We start from the raw sequence: 21,471 nt of genomic DNA, 5'->3' as shown, positions 1-21,471 counted from the left end.
AAAATAATACATTTATAAAACAGTTGGCTATTAATAATCAGCCTTAAAACGATAATTAAAGCAAATATCGTTACAGTGAGTTTACGGATAACAGACTATAGGGTAGACGGGTAAAATATAGCTTAAATTGCTATAGAAAAACCCCTATGAAAAAACAGCATAATATAGATGAAGTACAAGAACCAATAACTAATGCTTCTCCAGAAGTCAGACAAATTATCGAAAGAGTATGGCATTTAGAAAAAAGCAGACTCGATAAAAAAAGTTTTGGTCATATTAACGAAGATATTTTAGCAATCGTTAAGGAAGCTGTAAAATGAAGCTGACTTCTATCAAGCTTTGTAATTTTCGCTCTTTTTACGGTAAAACTTGCGAAATTCAGATTGCAGGTTCGCACTCAAACAATACTACTATTATTTACGGCAATAATGGTGCCGGTAAAACTAGTTTGTTGAATGCATTTACGTGGCTGCTGTATGAAAAATTTAGTGCCGCTTTTGCCTCAATCGATCAACTTGTAAATAAACGAGCGATCGCCGAAGCAAAAATTGGTCAGAGTATAGAATGTTGGGTAGAGTTAGCATGGGAACACGACGCAAAACGTTACCGTGTAAAACGTCAATGTCGAGTTTATAAACACGATAATGGAATTGATGTTGGTAAAACAGAATTATATATGCAGGTAGCGGGAGATGATGGCAGATGGTACCTGCCGCCGCAGATGCCAGAAGAAATTATCGGTCAAATTTTACCTGCTAGCCTACACCAATATTTCTTTTTTGATGGTGAAAGGATTGAGGAAATAGTTCGTTCCGATAAGAAAGCAGAAATCGCGGAAGCTACTAAAATATTTTTAGGTGTAGAGGTAATAAATCGTTCGATTCGACATTTACAAGAAGCCAAGAAGAGTTTAGAAAACGAGTTGAGAATCATTGGTGATTCTGAAATTAAAAAATTATTGAAGCAGCAGGGTAAAATTGAGCTTGAAATTGAATCAATTAACAAGCGACAGCGAGAAATTGTTAAAGAATTAGAATATCAAAATACTTTTAAAAAAGAAACGAGCAAGCGTCTGCGGGAACTGAATGCAGCCAAAGAATTGCAGGAAAGAAGGCAGGAATTAGAAAAACAGAAGGCTTCCCATCAAGATAATTTACGACACACTAGAGAAACCGTAAAAAAAGCTATCTCTACTGGCGGTTATACAGTTTTACTGTCAGAAACAGCAATAGAATTTCGAGAATTAGTTGAGAATTTGAAACAAAAAGGCAAGTTAACCGCTGGCATCTCCCGAGAATTTATTCAAGGATTATTAGATTCGAGTAGCTGTATTTGCGGTACCAGTTTATTTGAAGAAAATCATGCTCGTGTAAATGTTGAAACCTGGTTAGAGAAAGCTGGTTCCTCCGAAGTTGAAGAAACAGCAATTAGAATCAGCGCTCAAGTTGATGAAATGGATAAGCAAACAGGGTTATTTTGGGAAACAATTGATAAAGAACAAGCCAGAATTGCTCAACTAAGACAAGTTATAGCTGAAATCGAAGCAGAATTAGATAATATTGAAGAACGATTAAGAAAAGATCCAAGCGAAGAAATTAGAAGTTTACAAAAGCGTTTAGATAAAATCGAAGAAAAAATTACTGAGTTGACTTTAGAACAAGGTGCCAATCAGCAAAAAATAGTTAACCTAAAATCTGAGTTGGAAAGTTTAAACAAACAAATATCTAGACAAAAGTTAAACGAAGAAAAACAAATATTAGCCCAGCGTCGCATCAGCGCCACACAAGACGCTATCGATAGATTAACTCAAGTTAAAGTATTGCAAGAAAAGCAATTCCGCTTGCAGTTAGAAAAAAGAGTTCAAGAAATATTTAGCGAAATATCCTTTACACCTTACATTCCTACAATTAGCGAAAAATACGAACTTACGTTAATCGAAAATACTTCTGGTTTAGCAATGCCAGTTGCAGCATCTACTGGAGAAAATCAAATTCTTAGCTTATCGTTTATCAGCAGCATTATTGATAGGGTTAGGGATTGGAGTCAAAAGAAAATGCTGATGGTAGCGGATAGCAGCACGTTTCCTATTGTTATGGATTCACCCTTCGGTAGTTTAGATGAAATTTACCGAAAGCATATAGCAAAAATTATTCCCGAATTAGCCAATCAATTAATCGTTTTGGTAACTAAAACTCAATGGAGGGGTGAAGTAGAAGACGAAATGTCACATAGAGTTGGTAGGGAATACGTATTAACTTATTATTCTTCCAAACCCGATTGCGAACAAGATTTTATTGAATTAAGCGGGGAAAGATATCCTTTAGTAAAGCAAAGCCCGAATGAGTTTGAATATAGTGAAATTGTTGAAGTTGAGAGGGAATAAACATTTATCAACTATCACGGATTAAATGGATTTCACTGATTTCACTGATTATGTTGCTACTATCAACTATCAACTAACAACTAACAACTATCAACTCACAACTAAAATGGCTGAAACTGGAAGAATTAGGGTTGCAAAAGATAAGGCGGAATTAGTACAAAGTTTAACATCTTGGAATGGTGCAACGGGACCTTTTCAAACTTTTGCTGATGTAGTAGTTTTTGCGGCTACTTTGGGTAAAAAGCACAATCGCCGCGTGCCTTTAGGAGAAATTTCTAAAAGAGAACCTTCACCGATAAAAGTAGAAACTTTTGCTTCAATGGGTTACGACTGGGTAATTAAATTAATCGGTATTACCGAAACGAAAGATATCAAAGTGCTTTCGGTAACTCAGGAAGAATCTCAAACTCAACGCAATAATATTTTTGAAGAATATACAAATGGTGGTTTAGAAATACTGCAAACCGAATTGCGAGGTGCGGTAGATTATTCGGAAAGGCTTTTATTAATGTTGAGCGCGGAAAGGTTTAAGGAAGAGAAGCAGGAAGAAGAATTTGATTTGAGTAAGTTTTTGTCTTGATTATAGGTTTTCAATACGCCCTCACCCTCGAAGGGTGGGGCTAGAATTACGAAGCCCACCTTAGTGGGCTAAATTATTCTATTTTAGTAGATTGAAAGAATCATATAAATTACATAGTCGTCTTGAGACGACTTTCGCTATGAGACAGGGAATTGCATTCCCTGGCAGATTTGAAAATAATCTGAGTTATTAGAAAATTATTATAGAAATAGTTTTTTATTGAAAGGCGTGTTTGACAATAATCCTAATAATTAGAAAGTATCATGGGTATGACCGGGAATTACAGACGTATTTCTCAAAAACAACTTACCGAATTACAAAACCATCGAGAACTTATTACCGATTTTCTATTTCCTAGTTATCAAGCAGACCAAATATCTGAATTAAATGGTAGCTACCTTTGTATAGGAAAAACATGGCACGCTATCCATTTTTTATTAACTGGTACAATAGCTGACGATCAACCACCTTTAGAAAATATAGTAATGGGTGGTACTCCATTAGGTGATGTAGAAAATCCAGATTTTGATTTTGGACCAGCAAGGTTTCTAAATCCATCAGAAGTAAAAGAAGTAGCAGAAGCAATCAGTAAAATATCTAAAGCTGAATTTCAAGCTAGGTTTAAACCTTCAGAACTCGTTGAAGCTAATATTTATCCGGCGATTTTATGGGAACGTGGTGGTGAAGAGGAACTAGAATTCTTAACTGATACTTTTCTAATGCTAGTTAAATTCTTTCAAGAAGCTGCAAAGCATAGAGAAGTCGTTTTATTTTACATATGGTAAGTAGGTGGGTGAGAAAATTTATAACTATGTCATTGCGAATGGAGCGAAGCGGAATGAAGCATTCAGCGAAGCTGCGGATCATCGCAAGGGTTTCGATGCTTTTACATTTCGTTACATAGTTCGGTTTATTTTAGCCAACCTACTTAAGTTATCTATCATTAGTTCCGAGCCCACGCAGGTGGACTTTGTTTCTGTAGCCCCACCCTTCGAGGGTGAGGGCGATTCGTAAATAAACAAATCCCCCTCACAAAACCCCCGGCAACCCCACCTTCTTCGGCTCTACAAATTTACCTTTGAAATCCACGGTATTATCTTCAAAAGTTCTTGCCTTCGCTAAATCTTTTCTCAATTCCGCTTTTTCCATTCTGTCTTTTGTTCCACCCAAAATATAAACTATTAACCGAGTTGCTAATTCTTTACCGGCAACTAATACCCGTTTGCGACTCGCATCATATAAAACCCCATACCAAAGAGATTTGGGAAATTCCATTCCACTAAATCCGCCTTTACTATCAAACTTTCGTAACTTTTCAAAAATTTCTTCTATAGAAAAACCCTTCTCAAAGATTAAGATACCTAAAGCTTTTGCTAATGCCATTTGTCCGACGGGACGAAATAAAATATTGCCTTCTCCCCCATCTTTTTCAAAACTAAATCTTCTAAACATTGGGGTGTCTTCGTATTCCAACACTTTATAGCTTGGTAAATTTGCTAAATTATCAAATAATTCATCAAAATCGTCCATAGCCTCTTCTAATTCCTCATCTTCGGGGCGCATGGGAATTAACCCTTTATCTAAAGGTTTCCAGTGAGGATACTTGTGTTCTAAATAACGTTCTGACATCTCTTTTAATGCCTGCAAAGTTGTCAAAACTGTAGATTTAGCTGCAACTGTAGCACTATTCCAATTTACGCGAGATTTCCGATCCTGACGCTGTTCTAAAAGTGGATGGCTAACGGCTATTTTTCTGGCAACAATAGAAAAGCCATCGTCTTCATTTAACTGCGCTAATTGTCCTTTACTCAACGGTACAGCCATTAAATTGACATGTACGAAAATTGACCTTACCCTGCGTCTTGCTTGTTCGCGAGTTTCTCCTTGAGCTACCGCACAAATAAACTCAATACCGATTTTTTCCTGGGGTAATTGTTGTAAATATTCAGCTTCAACTCGATACTTTTCTGTTAGATCGTTAATGGTGATAAAATTGCTAGAAGCGGCTTTATCCTTTTTATAGCGCGGTAGTTTGCCAGTTTCTAGTATCTCCATTAAACCCTGTACCGCCATCAATCTATGCTGACCATCTAATGCATAAATAGTTACATTCTCTTGTGATATATCCAGCAAACCAAATTTACCTTCATCATCGAAATTCGTAAATTCAGTAGTAGATTTTTTTGCTCGTCCTTTACTATCCCATTCCGGTGCTTCGGCATTATCAACCCAAGGCTGACTAATTACAGCTAATACGGGAGGAAATTTATGGTTTTTTCTCGCAGCTAAATACTGAACTAAAGGTGCCTGACGCGACCAATCTAAAGGGCGTTGCTGTATATCATCTATACTTTGTGCGTCAATTTCGATATTATCAGTATCGGGATTGTACTTACTTCGCAATAATGGTAAAAAAGATGCAAAACGAACTTGAGATGCAAACCATTCTAAAGTGACTGAACCCACATAAGCTTGAGTACCGCCCATTTCAGTTTTTTGGACTAATAACTGTTGATTTTCCTTAACAAACTTGCTTAGTAAATCAGAAAATCTTTTCTTATCTTGGTTGGGAATAACCGCTGCTGAGGTAGATGCACTTTTTCTCATAATAATTCTTTAAAAAATTAAATACTGACATCCAAATACTATATATAAAAACGTTATCAAAACAAAATATTACAAAAAAAGTTTTTAAAAACCTTAGTTGGTACAAAAATATGTAATACTAGTTTTGCTCTGCTATTTTGCGTTTATATATCTAGTAATTAATTATCGCGGCTAAACCGAAATTATAAATCTTAACTTAAATCTATAATCGAATGACTCTTGCCCAACCATCAGAAAAAAAAAGCCAGTCAGCACCCGTTACGGTAATTGATAAAATCCCAGAGATTACCAAAGAAATCCAGGAACTATATTTACTAGACGAAATACCTTGGATTATTGGCGTATCTTGGGGTAAAGACTCTAGCACGGTTTTGCAGCTTGTTTGGAATGCGATCGCGTCTTTACCGGCGAAGCAGCGCAAGAAGACAATTCACGTAATTACCACGGATACCCTGGTAGAAAATCCGATAGTTACAGCATGGGTTCGTAATTCGATGCAGTTACTTTCATCTGCTGCCAAAGAAAAGAAAATGCCGGTTGAACCTCATTTATTGTTACCGGTAATTCAAGATACATTTTGGGTAAATTTAATCGGTAGGGGCTATCCGGCTCCCCGCAATCAATTTCGCTGGTGTACGCCGCGTTTAAAAATCAATCCAGCGAATCAGTTTATTCGGGAAATGGTTAGAGCTAACGGCGAAACAATCCTAGTTTTAGGTACTCGTAAAGCCGAAAGTTCCAGACGGGCTGCTACAATGCAGAAGCATCAAGCAGGTAGAGTACGCGAGCGTTTAAGTCCGAATGCGAGCTTACCCAATTCTTTGATTTACACCCCTATCGAAGATTGGAGCAATAATGATGTGTGGATTTATCTTAATCAGTGCGAAAACCCTTGGGGGGGTAATAATAAAGATTTATTTTCTATGTACCGTGGTGCGACGGCAGATAATGAATGTCCTTTAGTGGTGGATACTTCTACTCCTAGTTGCGGCGATTCGCGTTTCGGCTGTTGGGTTTGCACTATGGTAACTAAAGATAAATCAATGGAGGCAATGATTCAAAATGATGAAGAAAAAGAATGGATGCAGCCGCTTTTAGATATTCGTAACGAGCTAGACATACAAGACGACCACGACAAGCGTGATTTCCGCCGAATTTGGGGAAACGTACAGTTATTTGAGCGTAATAAAGATGGTCATACATCAGTGCAACCAGTTCCAGGTCCCTACACAAAATATTGGCGCGAACATTGGTTAACAAGAGTACTCAAGGCACAAACTCAAGCTCGTCAAACTGCACCGGAAGATATGCGGAATATTACTTTAATAACTCCGGATGAATTAAGTGAAATTAGACGTATTTGGTTAGAAGAGAAACATGAATTTGACGATAGCTTACCTAGAATTTATCAAGAAGTGACTGGTGAATCGTTTGTAGACTCTCGCCCAGGAGCGGGTTATAGCTTGTTAGGCAGCGACGAATGGGCTGTATTAGAAGAAATCTGCGATAATGACGCGATGCATTTAGAATTAATGGCAAAGTTGTTAGATACAGAACGTCAGTATCGTAAGAAATCTCGCCGTGTCGGCATATATGATGCCTTAGAAAAATGTTTTGAAACAAGTTCGCGCAGTCAAAAAGAAGCAATTGATAATGCTCACTTCAAGCGCGATTTAAAAGATGCTGCCGGTAAAGGAGATATTGATAAAGTTAAGCAGTTAACCTTGGGCGATGTTAAATCAAATCAAGAAACAGAAGAAAGAGAAGAAATAGAAAAAACCAAAAGTTGGGCAGATAAGAAATTTAAGAAAAAGAAGTGAGATAGTTAGGAGTAGCAAGTAGCAAGTTAGAAATTAATTTCTCCTCGTCTTCCCATGCCCAATGCCCAATTCCCCATGCCCGTTTTCATATGATATTTTTAGAACTTGTTTTAGAAAATTTTGGCCCATATTGCGGTCGTCAGGTGATAAACTTAGAGCCAAATGATAGCGAAAATCCTCGTCCAATTATTTTAGTTGGTGGAATGAATGGTGGCGGAAAAACAACATTTATGGATGCGATTCGCCTCGCACTTTACGGACATCGCGCTCAATGTTCTACTCGTGGTAATTTAAGTTATCATGACTTTCTCAATCAATGCGTAAATAGTCATAAATCACCTACAGATAAAACTCGCGTTGAACTCGCTTTTGAACATATTGATAACGATAAACCTGTAAAATATCGTATAGTTAGAACTTGGGAAAAAAACCCTAAAGATGGTAAAGACCATTTAGGCATTTTAGATATTGGTGAAAATGATGAATGGTTAGATACGGGGTTAGTAAGTATTTGGGACGAATACATCGAAAACCTTTTACCTTTAGGAATTTCTAACCTGTTTTTATTTGATGGCGAACAGGTAAAAGAATTAGCAGAACAAGAACAACCACCCTTCATTGTAGTTGAAGCAATTCGCGCCCTTTTAGGTTTGGAATTAGCAGAACGTTTGACAGTAGATTTAGAAATATTAGTGAATCGCAAACGTAAAGAGCTTGCAGATACAAAAGAATTAGCGAATTTAGAAGAAATAGAAAAACAGCTTAATCATCTGCAAGAAGAATACACAAAAACTAAAAAGATAGAAAAACAAGAATTAGCATCTTTAGAAAAAGCAGAAGCACAACAGCAAAAAGCCTTTGATAAATTTCTTAGTGAAGGCGGAAAAATAGCTTCGGAAAGCAGTCAGTTAGAACAGCAAAAAACAGAAAAACTTAGGGAAGTGGAAAACACCCGTCAGGAAATGACCGAACTAACTGCCGGAGTTTTACCATTAACTCTTATTGAACCGCTACTAAACCAAGCTCAACAAAGGGGAGAAATAGAATCAAAAATTCAGCAACAGCAAATAGCCCGAGATATATTAATCGAACGAGACAAGCGTTTGCTTGAGCTAATCAGTGAAATAGAGATTGCAGAAGATAAAATAGATCGGATAAAAACTTTTTTAGATGATGATGTAGAAACAATCAATACATCTATAAAAGAAGAACCTTGGTTATTAGCAGATGCAGAAAGCTTGAGTCAGGTAGGAAATGTTCTATACTACTTAAAAACTGCTCGCAATCATGCTCAACGACAATTAGAGCAATTAAAGAATCAAGAAGAAGAAATCATTACTTTAGAAAGACAAATACAAACAGCAGCAACACCAGAAGATTACCAAAAGTTAGTAGATTCTGTGAAAAAAGCACAGGACAAAGTTACCAGTATAAAAAATAATTGCGAAACAATAGCTCTTCGCTTAATCGAGTTACAAACAGAAATTGAGAAATTAAAAAAAGACTTAACAGAATATAGCATTCAAACCATCGAACGTAACAGCAAAGAAAATATTATCAACGCATCAGCAAGAGTACAAGAAACCCTAAAAATGTTTCGCGAAAGACTTACCTTAAGAAAATTAAATAAACTAGAAAACGAAGTCACAGAATGCTTCCGCTATCTATTGCACAAATCCGATTTAGTACACCGTATCGTTATCGACACCAATACCTTTAGCCTTTCCCTATACGACTTAAATTCTCAGCCAGTTGATAAACACCGCTTATCTGCTGGCGAAAAACAACTTTTAGCGATCGCATTTCTTTGGGCATTAGCAAGAGTATCCGGGCATCGTTTACCCGTAGCTATTGACACTCCTTTAGGACGTTTAGATTCATCCCACCGCAGTAACTTAATAGAAAGATACTTTCCTTCAGCATCCCATCAAGTAATATTGCTTTCCACCGATACAGAAATAGCTCAAAAAGAAGTAGATACTCTCCGAAAAAACGAAGCCATAGCTCGCGAATACGTCTTGCAATACTCTCAAAACACTCGTCAAACCACCGTAGAAAGCGGATATTTTTGGAAATAAGCCAGTGAACAGTGAACAGTGAACAGTGAACAGTGAGCAGTGAACAGTTATCAGGTAGCAAGTTAGAAATTACCAATTCCCCATGCCCAATGCCCAATTACCCATTACCCATTACCCATTACCAATTACCAATTACCAATTAATAAATCATGGAATCACCAATCGAACGCATCCGCCTATCCCAAACAGCCAAAGATCAACTTTTGAAGCTCAGACGCTTTACCAAAATTGACCAGTGGAATATTTTATGTCGGTGGGGTTTTTGTCGTTCATTGGCAGAAAAAACTATTCCTTCTCCCGTACCGATACCTCAAGACAGTAACGTTGAATTATCATGGCGAATATTTGGCGGTGAAATGTCCGACATGCTGCTTTTAGCTCTCAAACAACGCTGCTATAACGACGGTTTAGGAACCGACAAAGAAACTCTTGCTACTCAATTTCGTTTGCATCTACATCGCGGTATTGCCTATTTAGCAGGAGATCCTAATATTAAGAAAATTGAAGACTTGATCGAATTAGCCGCTCAAGAGTAGGGGCAAGGTGAGGGGGAGAGGGGGAGATGAAAGATGGGGAAGAGGGGGTGAGGGGGAAGATCAATTACCAATGCCCAATGCCCAATGCCCAATTCCCAATCCCCAATTACCAATTCTCAATTACCAATACCTTTTATATGAGATAATAAATCCCAATTGCCAATTGAATTTGTCTTATGCTGGAAGATTTAGCAATTGAACGCCACAGAGCAGCAATTTACCGCACAGACTTATCTCGTCCAATAAAATTGGCAGTCGAATTTGAAATTATAAATACTAAAACCACATTTTTTGACTATGGATGCGGACATGGCGGTGATGTGAAAAGATTGACGGCTATGAAAGTAAAAAGTGCGGGTTGGGACCCCTATTACAAACCCGATGCACCTTTGGTTTCTGCTGATGTAGTTAATTTCGGTTATATCCTCAATGTGATTGAAGATACCCAAGAACGCCTCAAAAGTCTTCAAAATGCCTGGAAATTAGCTGGCAAAGTATTGATTGTTGCCGCTCAAGTATTAGTCAGTGCTATTAGCAGCAAAAACCAATTAGCTTATGGGGATGGTGTAGTAACTCGTCGCAATACGTTTCAGAAATATTACGAACAAGCAGAACTCAAACAATATATTGATAGCGCTTTAGAAGTTGATGCAGTACCTGTAGCTCTGGGGATTTTCTTCATATTCCGCGACGAACAAGAAAAAGAAAATTTTCGCGTAGAGTGCTATCGTTCCCGCGTAATTGCACCCAGAATTATTCTTGCTACCAAAAAATATGAAAACTGCAAGCAAGAATTAGCACCATTAATTAAATTTTATACAAAACGCGGCAGGCTGCCAGTTGAAGGGGAATTAGAACCAGAAGCCGAATCAAAAATACTAGTAGAATTTACCAGTATTCGTCGTGCTTTCAAAGTCATATTGCAAGCAACAGATGAAGCAGAATGGGATGCGATCGCCTACCGTCGTTCTTTGGATATCCAGGTTTATCTCGCTTTAGTACAGTTCGAGGAAGAACGTCCTAGATTATCGGAGTTACCCCAAGAAATTCGCCACGACATCAAAGCATTTTTCGGTACATATCGAGATGCTTGCGAAGTCGCCGACGAAAAATTATTTAGTTTAGCCGAACCTAAAATTATTAGAGCAGCTTGCCATAAAAGTAAAGTTGGTAAATTTACACCCAGCGCTCTCTACGTTCACATCAAAGCGCTCGGAGAACTAGAGCCATTACTGCGAATCTACGAAGGCTGTGCCAGTCGTGCATTTGGGCGACCGGAAGAAACAACGCTCGTTAAACTTCACATCAAAGAACCACGAATATCTTATTTATATTATCCCGACTTTGATACTGATGCTCATCCAACATTAAAAGCAAGCATTGTTATCGACTTAAAGACATTCAAAATCACTCGCGGCGATTATTCCACAAGGGAAAATCCCCCTATACTGCACCGAAAAGAAACATTTGTCACTCCCAAATATCCACTTTACGAACAATTTGCCCAATTTACTCAACTTGAAGTCCAAGCAGGATTGTTTGAAAATCCCAGCGAAATTGGAACCCGCGAAGGTTGGCAAAAATGTCTTGAAGAAAAAAGTATAGAAATCAAGGGACATCAGCTTTATCGAATCAATGGCGAACAGGTAACGCTTGAAAGTGAGGAGAGTGAGGAGAGCGAGGACTTATCAGTAACCAGCGAACAGTGAGAAGTTATCAGTTAGAATTATTTTTCTCTTCCATCCTTGCCAAAATTCGGCGTATTGGCACAACAGGAAAATACAACTGTGTCAAGATATCGTTCATGTTTTAATCTTAAAAAAAAATTATTGTGCCAGGGTGCGAGCATCAACGAATAGCTAAAGGTAATTTATAGCACTTTACAAACTAGGCGATGCTTTGGTAACAAATAGTCTCAGACTTTTTGACTCAAGACCGCGTTTATCTAAACGTCAATTACAGCTAAAAGCCTGTATAGAGTTACTTACGACCAATGTCGGCACGCTGGCAAAAAATAAATATTGAGTATAAATAAGTATTAGTTTTTTGTTAATACTTTTGATGTTTAGTAAGCTATGAGCAAAAAAAATCACTTTATATCGGAAAAATTTCCTGCCAAAAATAATCAAGTGATGCTCTCAATTGTAGTTTGGTGGCTATTTTAAACCGCTAAATAAGCTCAACTAAACTGACATCGCCAGTGTTTGCCCCTTGGAAGCAATAATTCTTATTTGCTCAAACCAATATTTTATGAAGGGAAGTAGATTTATGGGGCAAGAATTCGTCGGTATTATATCGATTGTAATTTTAATGAGCATAGGAATTATACTCGGCTACGTTCTTTCTCAATTAATTTTGGGATACTTAACGCTGAATTTAGTAACCTTCCTAGGAACCATTAGCTTAATAATTATCTTCGGTACTTTATATTTTGTTCTCTTTTGGGAATTTAAAAAGCGTCAATCGCGCTCCTCATTTTCTACACAGCCACCATACCCAACCCCAGAACCCACAGCCGATGCACATTTGCAAAATCAACTTTTCACTTTGCTTGGAGGCGATAAACCCACAGCAAACCGCTTAGTAAAACAACTTAAGCAAAATCATCCCGACATGTCAGAAAATTGGTATTGGCAAAGAGCGATCGCTGACTTGGAAAGAGACAGACAGCGTTAAAATAGTTTAAATTACATTAAGCGGTGTAACATTAAACTAAAAACTAATCACTAAAGCTTCTGAATATGGCAATATTACGTCAATACATTGCTCCTTTAATTGCAGTATTAATTTTCTCCTTAGCCTTGGTAGCAGTTAGCGCTCGTATATTTTTACCATCAGATATGGCAGCACCCGCACCCATTGAAGAAGATGCAGGTGTCGGAACATGGCAAACAGGAGTAGCATCAGAATTTGCATCATTAATGTCTCCCTCCTTGGAAGACAAAAGCAACAGCAGAGTTTAAGCGAGCGAACACCTTATTAGTGGCAGAAAAACTACTACCGGATTATACAATTCGTTCCGGCTCAACCTTGGATAGAGCGCTGCTGGTAAAATTCATGCAGCGCACCTACCAAGATATGTTTCCGCGACAAGATTTTTCACATTTATCGCAAACAGTAGAGCAGTATCTTTCTACAGAAACCCCTTTATGGTGGGTAGAATATTCAGCAGAAAAACAAGAACAATTAGATATATTTCCCACACGTCCAATTGCTTGTTTGTGGATGGGGAACGCTATTGACCAGATTAGCGGATTGCGTCACACACACATATTTCTTCTTTACGTAAATCCACAACATCGGCGCAAAGGTATCGGCACAGCCTTAATGCAGCAAGCAGAAAACTCGGCTAAAGAAAGAGGTGATACCCAAATAGCACTACAGGTTTTTCAAACCAACGAGCCAGCAATAAATCTCTACAACCAGCTTGGCTATCAAACTCAATCTTTGTGGATGGTTAAACCTTTACAGTGAGCAGTGAGCAGTGAGTAGTGAGCAGTGAGCAGTTACACTAAAGAATTTATTCTTCTCCCTCTCCCCCCTCTCTTCTGTCTTTCCCATTCCCCTACTTCCCAAAGTTACAGGGTAATGGTAATTTTAAGATTATGTATGATGCAGATGACCGTTATCTACTTGATGTCGAAGCGGAGCTAGAAAGCCCTTTAGATAAGATGGAACCGCTGAGCGCGGAGTCGGAAGCGGAAAAACCATCACCGGAGGCTATGTTAGCACTGCTTGAAAATCCTCAGCCACAGCAGAAAATGCTGGCGGCACGTGCTTTTTGTGATATTGAAGATGCCCGCGCTACTCCTCATTTAATTCGTTTATTAACAGATATTTGCCCTCTGGTACGAGTCAGTGCAGCATATGGCATTGGACGCAATCCAAGCCCAGATGCGGTTGAACCGTTGATTCACCAATACAATCAAGACTGGAACGGTCATGTACGTAAAGGTGTGGTATGGGCGCTGGGTAATTGTCGAGATATACGTTGTTTAGCCACTTTAGCCGATGCCTTGAGAACCGATATCTCCGCAGTACGATTGTGGGCTGCTAGTTCTTTTGCACAAATGGCAGAAGTTGGTTACGAAGCTGTTGTGGGTGCGATGCCACCTTTAATTGAAGGCTTAGTCAAAGATTCTGTGCCAGCTGTACGAAGCAATTGTGCTTGGTCAATAGGACAATTATGTAAGGAGCTACCTTCAAATATTGTTTACGCTACTGCTATTGATGCTTTAATTCAAGCTTTCGCTGAAGATAATGATTTAGGAGTGCGCGAAGATACAAAAGCGGCACTACTGGGAGTTGGCGATCCTCGTGGACTTCAGTTAATTGAAACCCTCGAACAAGAAGGTTGGTTTTGAAGCAGTTATTCGGTTAGCAATTTTTAGCTGGCATCTAATTTTTAGATAATATTTATTAAATAATATAGCTTTGAGCTACAAATATGTAGAAATGTGAAGCTCAGCGCAGCTTGCAACTGAAATTTCTAGGTTTTATCTTAACTATTTAGGCAATTTGAGCTTTAATTTAATCACTTTTAGTAGTCAAAGTATGTGGCAAACACTGAAAGCTTAGGCGGATGCCATGATTGGGAGTAGTTATTTTGAGCTATTCATTTGAAAGTTATGGGCAGCAAAGACTGACTCGAAATTCAAATGTAGGTAATTATTACCCAGCTTCTCTATCTTAGGTAAGCGCTGAGTGCTGGCGCTCAAATAAAAACACAGGTTAACTGAGGATGTCGCGTGCGGGTAATCGGAAGTGAGCAGCGAAATTTTCAGCGAGAGAATACTGTATTTTGCGTCTTATACCTAATATCTTGCTATTGTTGATTTTGCCAGATTTAAATCGATAAAACTACGAGATTTCTGGTTAGATTATGATATTTTACAAAGCTTTTTTATAAACACCTATAAGTCTTCATGAACCATAGAATAACTGACTATTGTATGGCGATTTTCTGCCAGATAAAATAGGTGTTTCAATGTATTTTAAATTGAGAATATATTCAGTAATTTACCTAAATTTACTCTTAAGATTAAGTTGCGATAAATACTGTCGGTAAGGGATGACATATTCACTTACACCGAAATACTATACAAATATGGATACGAAAAAACACACAAATAAAGTATCCAAAACACAGATTTAAAAAATCAGTATTTTCTAGAGAGATTAACAATGAAAAACATCAAAAAGTTAGTAAAAACCCTTGCAGCAGTTTCCACTATCGGTTTAGGTTTTGCGACAGTATCTGTTTCACAAGCACAAGCAGCTTCATTAGTTCCTCAAATAGAAGGTGAAATCGAAACTAATCTTGGTTGTTTAGACCCTAGCAACTGTATAGATACAGCTGATTTAGATTTCGGTTACTCTGTTACGAGCTTAAAATACGACTTCGATGGAAAAGGTCCACAGTTTGTGGAAAGTCGCTTATTCTCAGACGACAGAAGTACTCGTAACGACGGAACTAATGGCACTTTCGACTTAACACAGTTCGGTATTACATTCCTTGATACTGACGAGGGAACAAATCCAAACGCAGGAACAAACTGGTTCCGTGCTGTAGCTTACGAAGAAGGTTCAACCACACCATTTGAAGACGGACGCTTAGAAGTTGGCCGGTTTAAGTTCGATTTCAATGGTAAAACAGCTAATGAAGTAAGACTAGACTTCTTTGATGTTGAGGATGGAGGATTCAGTGGCATTCTTGAAGTCAACGGACAAGAGCTATCAGGACAAATGTTAGCCGATATGCTACTTCCAGCAGGCCCTGACAGCAACATCCAGACTCTAGTCTTGAAAAACGTAAATGACTTCGTAGTTCAGATGGGTAATCCTGGCCCTGACAGCGTATTCAGTAACACTGGTGATGGTGTTTCACTAGAAGTGAAGATACCTGAGTCTGAAAATATCATTGGCTTGAGTGCTTTAGCTGTTGCTGGAGTTATTACATTAAAGCGACGCAAGAGAGCTTCACAAAAAGCTTAAGTTCTACTTCCGCATCTACCCTTACTTATTGCACTTAAGGGTTGCATCTAACCGATAAAATATTTGAAATCTTATTTAGTATAAATATTATTCAGATTTACGCATCTACACTTATTTTAATATTCCCTTCTCTTTAAACTTCACTGAGTAGATAAATAATTCAAACTTTCTGGTTGAATTATCTATCTACTCAATTTTTTTTCATTTTTTTTATTAAATATATTAGAGATACTACCGAAGCTTGCTAGTTATTTCGTAAAAAGATATTTAGCAATTTGAAGATAGCATTTTATCAACGTAGAGAATAGTTATTTACTCAGTAACAATAACAAGCCAAATTCTACTTTTAATTACTAATACATTAAACATAGCGATTCCCCGGAAGCAAGCTTGATTTTCCTGAGAATTACAGATTGGGGTAAGTGCTGCCACAACCTTAATTAACTGATAACTATAGGAATGGGCGCAACTGGCATATTTTCCTTAATTACCTATTTCTCTTTACTTCTTTCCTCTGCACTCTCTGCTTTTATGCGGTTTTTTATTGTCAGATTTAAATCAACCAAACTACGAGATTTCTTGTTAGATTCTCAGATTTTACAAAGTTTTTTTATAAACACCTACAAGTCTTCATGAAGCATAGAATAACTGACTACTGTATGGAATTATAAGCCAGACATAATAAGTATTTAAATGTATTTTTTATTCATAAATAATTAAGTAATTTACCTAAATTTACTCCCAAGATTAAGTTGCGATAAATACTGTCGGTAAGGGATGACATATTCACTTACACCGAAATACTATACAAATATGGATACGAAAAAACACACAAATAAAGTATCCAAAACACAGATTTAAAAAATCAGTATTTTCTAGAGAGATTAACAATGAAAAACATCAAAAAGTTAGTAAAAACCCTTGCAGCAGTTTCCACTATCGGTTTAGGTTTTGCGACAGTATCTGTTTCACAAGCACAAGCAGCTTCATTAGTTCCTCAAATAGAAGGTGAAATCGAAACTAATCTTGGTTGTTTAGACCCTAGCAACTGTATAGATACAGCTGATTTAGATTTCGGTTACTCTGTTACGAGCTTAAAATACGACTTCGATGGAAAAGGTCCACAGTTTGTGGAAAGTCGCTTATTCTCAGACGACAGAAGTACTCGTAACGACGGAACTAATGGCACTTTCGACTTAACACAGTTCGGTATTACATTCCTTGATACTGACGAGGGAACAAATCCAAACGCAGGAACAAACTGGTTCCGTGCTGTAGCTTACGAAGAAGGTTCAACCACACCATTTGAAGACGGACGCTTAGAAGTTGGCCGGTTTAAGTTCGATTTCAATGGTAAAACAGCTAATGAAGTAAGACTAGACTTCTTTGATGTTGAGGATGGAGGATTCAGTGGCATTCTTGAAGTCAACGGACAAGAGCTATCAGGACAAATGTTAGCCGATATGCTACTTCCAGCAGGCCCTGACAGCAACATCCAGACTCTAGTCTTGAAAAACGTAAATGACTTCGTAGTTCAGATGGGTAATCCTGGCCCTGACAGCGTATTCAGTAACACTGGTGATGGTGTTTCACTAGAAGTGAAGATACCTGAGTCTGAAAATATCATTGGCTTGAGTGCTTTAGCTGTTGCTGGAGTTATTACATTAAAGCGACGCAAGAGAGCTTCACAAAAAGCTTAAGTTCTACTTCCGCATCTACCCTTACTTATTGCACTTAAGGGTTGCATCTAACCAGTGAAATATTTGAAATCTTATTTAGTATAAATATTATTCAGATTTACGCATCTACACTTATTTTAATATTCCCTTCTCTTTAAACTTCACTGAGTAGATAAATAATTCAAACTTTCTGGTTGAATTATCTATCTACTCAATTTTTTTCGATTTTTTTGTATTAAAAATACTAGAGAAATTACTTAAACTTCCTAGTTCTTACCGAAAAAGTATCTACTATTTTGAAGGTCAACCCTTTAAAAGTTTAAAAACCTAGAGTTTCTGCGGAATAAATAATAATTAAAAGCTGGATTGTAATAAGTACTTACACATTTAATAGCGCAATTTCCCGGAATAAACTTCTATTTTTCTCTCAAAATAAAGTTTGGATTAATTCTGCTTGTTAGGGCTTACGTTTTTGCTATTTGGTCTATTAGCTTAGTAAGTAATCAGAGGCGAACAAAACACATTAGTTACCGCCTCGTTTTAATCAAGAGAAGAAGGGAAATTATGCGTAAGTTTAACGTTATTGCTGGAATATTAGGTTTAGGTTTAGGATTTGCTGCTGCTGCACCTGCTGCTCATGCTGCTAGCTTTATACCTCAACAAGAAGGTGAGATTAAATTGACAAACCTTGAAACTCTTGACCCGAACCAGACTATTAGTACTAGTGGCTTAGGTTTCAGCGTTACAAGTTTAGAGTTTGACGATGCTGAAGCTCCCGAAATAGAATACGGGCTCAGTCGATTATTTGTTGATGACGCAGCAACTGCAAATAATTATGGTGACGGTTTTATTAAATTTTCTTCTGCTGGTAATGATGCTGGAACAAACGCAGGTGCTGGTGAATTTTGGCTTCGTGCTGCTGCTATTCAAAAGAATGGCGTAGCCTCTGAGGGAGGTCGGTTAGAAGTAGGTCGTTTCTTATTTGAATTTGAAAGAGAATTGGAAGAAATTACTATTGATTTCTTTGATGTAGAATCATTAGGCAGCGGAATTCTTCAAGTAAACGGACAGAGTGTTACAGATAAGATTCTAGCAGACGGACTAGGAGACGGTAATACCCAGTCATTAACGTTAAACAATGTAAATTCTTTAGTACTACAGCTTGGTAACACTAACGGCTCGGGAAGTGGTGATGGTGTATTAATTTCTGGAGTCGAAGCTGTTAAATCCGTACCCGAACCCACAACAACATTTAGCCTTGGCGCTTTAGCAGTCGCTGGTATGTTTGGTGTTAAGAAGCGTAAAAATCTTAAAAAGTAGGTTGTTTATACAAAAGAATTATTGCAAAACCTTTTTTAAGCTTTTTTAATCTGCTATTACGATATTGGGAATATAGCCGTTGCAAGAAATGTGGGTGTATCCAATTTCAAAAAAAATTAATCTTATAGGGGGCTTTCGTCTCATGCTTTTTGTATAGAGCTTTTAATTTGATGTGACATTTCATTGGAGTATAGAATTTTATTCTATGCTCCAATTTTATTTTATTATTATGGGGCTTTAGTTAAGAGTTAAACTCCAAAAACCTGCGTGTAAGTTGTAAAAACGAAAAATATAACTGCTGCAAGAGCCAAACAACCTTGAATAATATTTCCAATCAAACTACCTACAACAATTCCCACACCAGCTTTTACTGCCACTACTAAATTACGTCGATAAATTAATTCACCAATAATTGCTCCTAAAAGCGGCCCAATAAAAATACCTATTATAGGGCCACCAACAACTAAAAAAGGTGGCAATAATCCAAAGAATGCGACAGCTAATCCAATCATTGAACCAATTTGTCCCCATTTACTTGCACCAGCTTTTTTTGCTCCCCAGTATGCGGCTAAAAAATCAATCCCCATACTCAGCAGCAAAACGATTCCGGTAACAATCAAGGGAATACTAATAGCGGCAAAAGAACCTTTGATAAATCCCCAAATTATAATTCCAAGTAAAATTAAACTCGTTCCCGGTATTCCAGGAACAACAGCACCAATCACACCTGCGAGCATCAAGACAATTATTAAGCCGTAGATAATTTGCATACTTCTTAGTTATTGATTATGAATAATGGGCATAGGGCATAGGTCAGAAGTGATAGAGTCTTAAATAAGAATTCCCATACCTAATTACCTATTACCCCCATGCCCAATGCCCAATGGGCAATTCCCATTTCCCAATTTACTTTAAAGTAACAGCTAATTTATCGGCGATTCCGGCTATCCAATTTTCGTCTTGTTTGGTATAACTCCGTGGAGCGTGCGCTCCTAAGATTAAGACTCCTTCTTCGCCGATTGGTTGACAAATTACACCTTGAGTATTACCTGGTAAATAGTCAAATTCAACTCTTCCGGGATACACTTTTAAATCTACTAAATAAACTGGCTTATGCTTTTCCAAAACTCTTTTTAATATTGCTCCGGGTGTAACGTCCGATTTTTCTCCTAAAATTCCCCGACGCAATAAAACTTTGCCTTGATAGTAAACTACTACGCAACGAGTTACTGTATTTGTCAATAATAAGTGAGATGCCCAAGCTAATTCTGTTTTTACAGCATCTGATAAATCTTCAGCAAGAAAAAAAACTTTTTCGCCTACAAGTTCTACAGTATCAGGTGTTCTTGGTTGTACTTGCTGCCAAATTAAACCCGTCAAGATTAAAACAGCGCTCAGAATTACACCAAGTACATCAGCACGAGCTTGGGATTCAGTTAATTCCGGTGACTGCAAGCGGTTAATTAACAAAAGTACAGCGCCTAACCCACCTACAACGATAGGCAGACGCCTTAAAAAGCGATTGGGATCTGGATTAGCCATGAAGAAGAATCTATTTATAAGTTATAAGTTACGAGCTACGAGCTACGAGTTATGAGTTATCAGCTATGTTTTTCAAGAAACTGTTAACGATCAATATCAATTCCACAAAAAACACCGTATTACATCCAACTCTTCACTCCTCACTCTTAACTCCTAACTATTCTTATTCACTCCTAACTGCTAGTTTTTCATTCGTCCCCCGGTTCAATTATGCGTTGAAACAAGTACCCCGTACCTCTTGCGGTTAAAATTAATTCTGGATTTGAAGGGTCATCTTCTAATTTAGCTCGCAAACGGGAAATATGTACGTCTACTACACGGGTGTCAACATGACGTTCCGGTGTATATCCCCAAACTTCTTGTAAAATTTCCGAACGAGAAAAAGCTTCTCCCGAACGACTTACTAAGAGTTCTAACAGGTTAAATTCCATTCCTGTTAATCGAATGCGTTCGTCACCTTTATAGACTTGACGCTTATTTGTGTCGATTTTAATAGTACTTACATGTATAACTCCAGAACTGGGAATTCCAGAAGCACTAGTTTTATCTACTCGTCTTAGTACAGAACGGATACGAGCTTCTAATTCTTTGGGGGAAAATGGTTTTACGACATAGTCATCAGCACCGAGTTCTAAACCGGTAATTCTGTCTGCCACATCTCCCAAAGCTGTTAGCATAATGATTGGGACATCGGATTCCTTACGCAATTCCTGACAGACACCATAGCCGTCAAGCTTCGGCATCATTACATCTAAAACAACTAAATCAGGAATTGCTTTGCGAAAGGTATCCAAAGCTTCTTCCCCGTCGCCAGCCGTGACCACGTCATAGCCAATCATCGAAAGGCGCGTTTCTAAAATCCGGCGAATGCTGGCTTCGTCGTCTACCACCAGGATTTTTTCTTTATGACTCTCCAAGTTTCTCAACGCTCC

Annotated in this window: 19 protein-coding genes; 15 read left to right on the top strand and 4 right to left on the bottom strand. The window is 37.9% G+C overall.

All coding sequences use genetic code 11. The features are described 5' to 3' along the window. Positions 1 to 146 precede the first annotated feature (146 nt). The 4 genes from RIV7116_RS36415 to RIV7116_RS11590 all read left to right on the top strand — a co-directional run bounded on the left by RIV7116_RS36415 (position 147) and on the right by RIV7116_RS11590 (position 3,748). Positions 147 to 320, top strand: coding sequence for a hypothetical protein (locus RIV7116_RS36415; protein ID WP_015118490.1), 174 nt, complete (start codon positions 147 to 149; stop codon positions 318 to 320). Next, positions 317 to 2,383, top strand: coding sequence for an AAA family ATPase (locus RIV7116_RS11600; RefSeq protein WP_015118489.1), 2,067 nt, complete (start codon positions 317 to 319; stop codon positions 2,381 to 2,383). The genes RIV7116_RS36415 and RIV7116_RS11600 overlap by 4 nt, the downstream gene beginning before the upstream one ends. A gap of 106 nt (positions 2,384 to 2,489) precedes the next feature. Further along, positions 2,490 to 2,963, top strand: coding sequence for a DNA phosphorothioation-associated protein 4 (locus RIV7116_RS11595; RefSeq protein ID WP_044291751.1), 474 nt, complete (start codon positions 2,490 to 2,492; stop codon positions 2,961 to 2,963). Positions 2,964 to 3,232: 269 nt separating this feature from the next. Then, on the top strand, positions 3,233 to 3,748 hold the full coding sequence (locus RIV7116_RS11590; RefSeq protein ID WP_157229277.1) for a YfbM family protein: 516 nt from the start codon (positions 3,233 to 3,235) through the stop codon (positions 3,746 to 3,748). Positions 3,749 to 3,992: 244 nt separating this feature from the next. On the opposite strand, the gene RIV7116_RS11580 is transcribed toward RIV7116_RS11590, so the two are convergent. Beyond that, positions 3,993 to 5,570 carry a DGQHR domain-containing protein gene (locus tag RIV7116_RS11580; RefSeq protein ID WP_015118485.1) on the bottom strand — a complete coding sequence of 526 codons (1,578 nt, stop codon included), beginning with the start codon at positions 5,568 to 5,570 and terminating at the stop codon, positions 3,993 to 3,995. A 212-nt stretch (positions 5,571 to 5,782) separates the two neighbouring features. On the opposite strand from RIV7116_RS11580, the gene dndC reads away from it, so the two are divergent. The 11 genes from dndC (at position 5,783) to RIV7116_RS11525 (ending at position 18,997) form a co-directional block, all read left to right on the top strand. Beyond that, positions 5,783 to 7,390, top strand: coding sequence for a DNA phosphorothioation system sulfurtransferase DndC (gene dndC / locus RIV7116_RS11575; protein WP_015118484.1), 1,608 nt, complete (start codon positions 5,783 to 5,785; stop codon positions 7,388 to 7,390). Positions 7,391 to 7,479: 89 nt separating this feature from the next. Further along, positions 7,480 to 9,468 carry a DNA sulfur modification protein DndD gene (gene dndD, locus RIV7116_RS11570; RefSeq protein WP_015118483.1) on the top strand — a complete coding sequence of 663 codons (1,989 nt, stop codon included), beginning with the start codon at positions 7,480 to 7,482 and terminating at the stop codon, positions 9,466 to 9,468. A 149-nt stretch (positions 9,469 to 9,617) separates the two neighbouring features. Beyond that, positions 9,618 to 10,004 (top strand): DNA sulfur modification protein DndE, encoded by a 387-nt coding sequence (gene dndE / locus RIV7116_RS11565; RefSeq protein ID WP_015118482.1) that lies wholly within the window; start codon positions 9,618 to 9,620, stop codon positions 10,002 to 10,004. A 176-nt stretch (positions 10,005 to 10,180) separates the two neighbouring features. After that, on the top strand, positions 10,181 to 11,713 hold the full coding sequence (locus RIV7116_RS11560; protein WP_015118481.1) for a DNA phosphorothioation-associated putative methyltransferase: 1,533 nt from the start codon (positions 10,181 to 10,183) through the stop codon (positions 11,711 to 11,713). Between the two features lie 559 nt (positions 11,714 to 12,272). Beyond that, a complete protein-coding gene (locus RIV7116_RS11555) occupies positions 12,273 to 12,680 on the top strand; it encodes a hypothetical protein (protein WP_015118480.1) in 408 nt (135 codons plus the stop codon). A gap of 65 nt (positions 12,681 to 12,745) precedes the next feature. Next, complete coding sequence (locus RIV7116_RS11550; protein WP_015118479.1) at positions 12,746 to 12,967, top strand: hypothetical protein; 222 nt, start codon at positions 12,746 to 12,748, stop codon at positions 12,965 to 12,967. A gap of 19 nt (positions 12,968 to 12,986) precedes the next feature. Next, positions 12,987 to 13,478, top strand: a complete 492-nt coding sequence (locus RIV7116_RS11545) for a GNAT family N-acetyltransferase (protein WP_015118478.1) — start codon at positions 12,987 to 12,989, stop codon at positions 13,476 to 13,478. Between the two features lie 131 nt (positions 13,479 to 13,609). After that, positions 13,610 to 14,368, top strand: a complete 759-nt coding sequence (locus RIV7116_RS11540; protein ID WP_015118477.1) for a HEAT repeat domain-containing protein — start codon at positions 13,610 to 13,612, stop codon at positions 14,366 to 14,368. Positions 14,369 to 15,188: 820 nt separating this feature from the next. Next, positions 15,189 to 15,998 carry an LEVG family PEP-CTERM protein gene (locus RIV7116_RS11535; protein ID WP_015118476.1) on the top strand — a complete coding sequence of 270 codons (810 nt, stop codon included), beginning with the start codon at positions 15,189 to 15,191 and terminating at the stop codon, positions 15,996 to 15,998. 890 nt (positions 15,999 to 16,888) lie between these two features. Next, the gene (locus tag RIV7116_RS11530) at positions 16,889 to 17,698 is read left to right on the top strand and encodes an LEVG family PEP-CTERM protein (protein WP_015118476.1); all 810 of its coding nucleotides are present in this window, start codon (positions 16,889 to 16,891) and stop codon (positions 17,696 to 17,698) included. A 543-nt stretch (positions 17,699 to 18,241) separates the two neighbouring features. Beyond that, positions 18,242 to 18,997: an LEVG family PEP-CTERM protein gene (locus RIV7116_RS11525; protein WP_015118475.1), complete on the top strand. Its 756-nt coding sequence runs from the start codon at positions 18,242 to 18,244 to the stop codon at positions 18,995 to 18,997. A 248-nt stretch (positions 18,998 to 19,245) separates the two neighbouring features. Here RIV7116_RS11525 and RIV7116_RS11520 read toward each other — a convergent pair whose 3' ends face one another. The 3 genes from RIV7116_RS11520 to rpaB form a co-directional block, all read right to left on the bottom strand. Then, positions 19,246 to 19,767 (bottom strand): DUF456 domain-containing protein, encoded by a 522-nt coding sequence (locus RIV7116_RS11520; RefSeq protein ID WP_015118474.1) that lies wholly within the window; start codon positions 19,765 to 19,767, stop codon positions 19,246 to 19,248. 136 nt (positions 19,768 to 19,903) lie between these two features. Further along, positions 19,904 to 20,539, bottom strand: coding sequence for a cofactor assembly of complex C subunit B (locus RIV7116_RS11515; protein ID WP_015118473.1), 636 nt, complete (start codon positions 20,537 to 20,539; stop codon positions 19,904 to 19,906). A 188-nt stretch (positions 20,540 to 20,727) separates the two neighbouring features. Further along, positions 20,728 to 21,456 carry a response regulator transcription factor RpaB gene (rpaB, locus tag RIV7116_RS11510; protein WP_015118472.1) on the bottom strand — a complete coding sequence of 243 codons (729 nt, stop codon included), beginning with the start codon at positions 21,454 to 21,456 and terminating at the stop codon, positions 20,728 to 20,730. Positions 21,457 to 21,471 lie beyond the last annotated feature (15 nt).

Source organism: Rivularia sp. PCC 7116 (assembly GCF_000316665.1).
GTDB lineage: Bacteria > Cyanobacteriota > Cyanobacteriia > Cyanobacteriales > Nostocaceae > Rivularia.
Note: the sequence above shows the minus strand (reverse complement) of the source record. Positions and strands in the feature narration are given on the sequence as shown.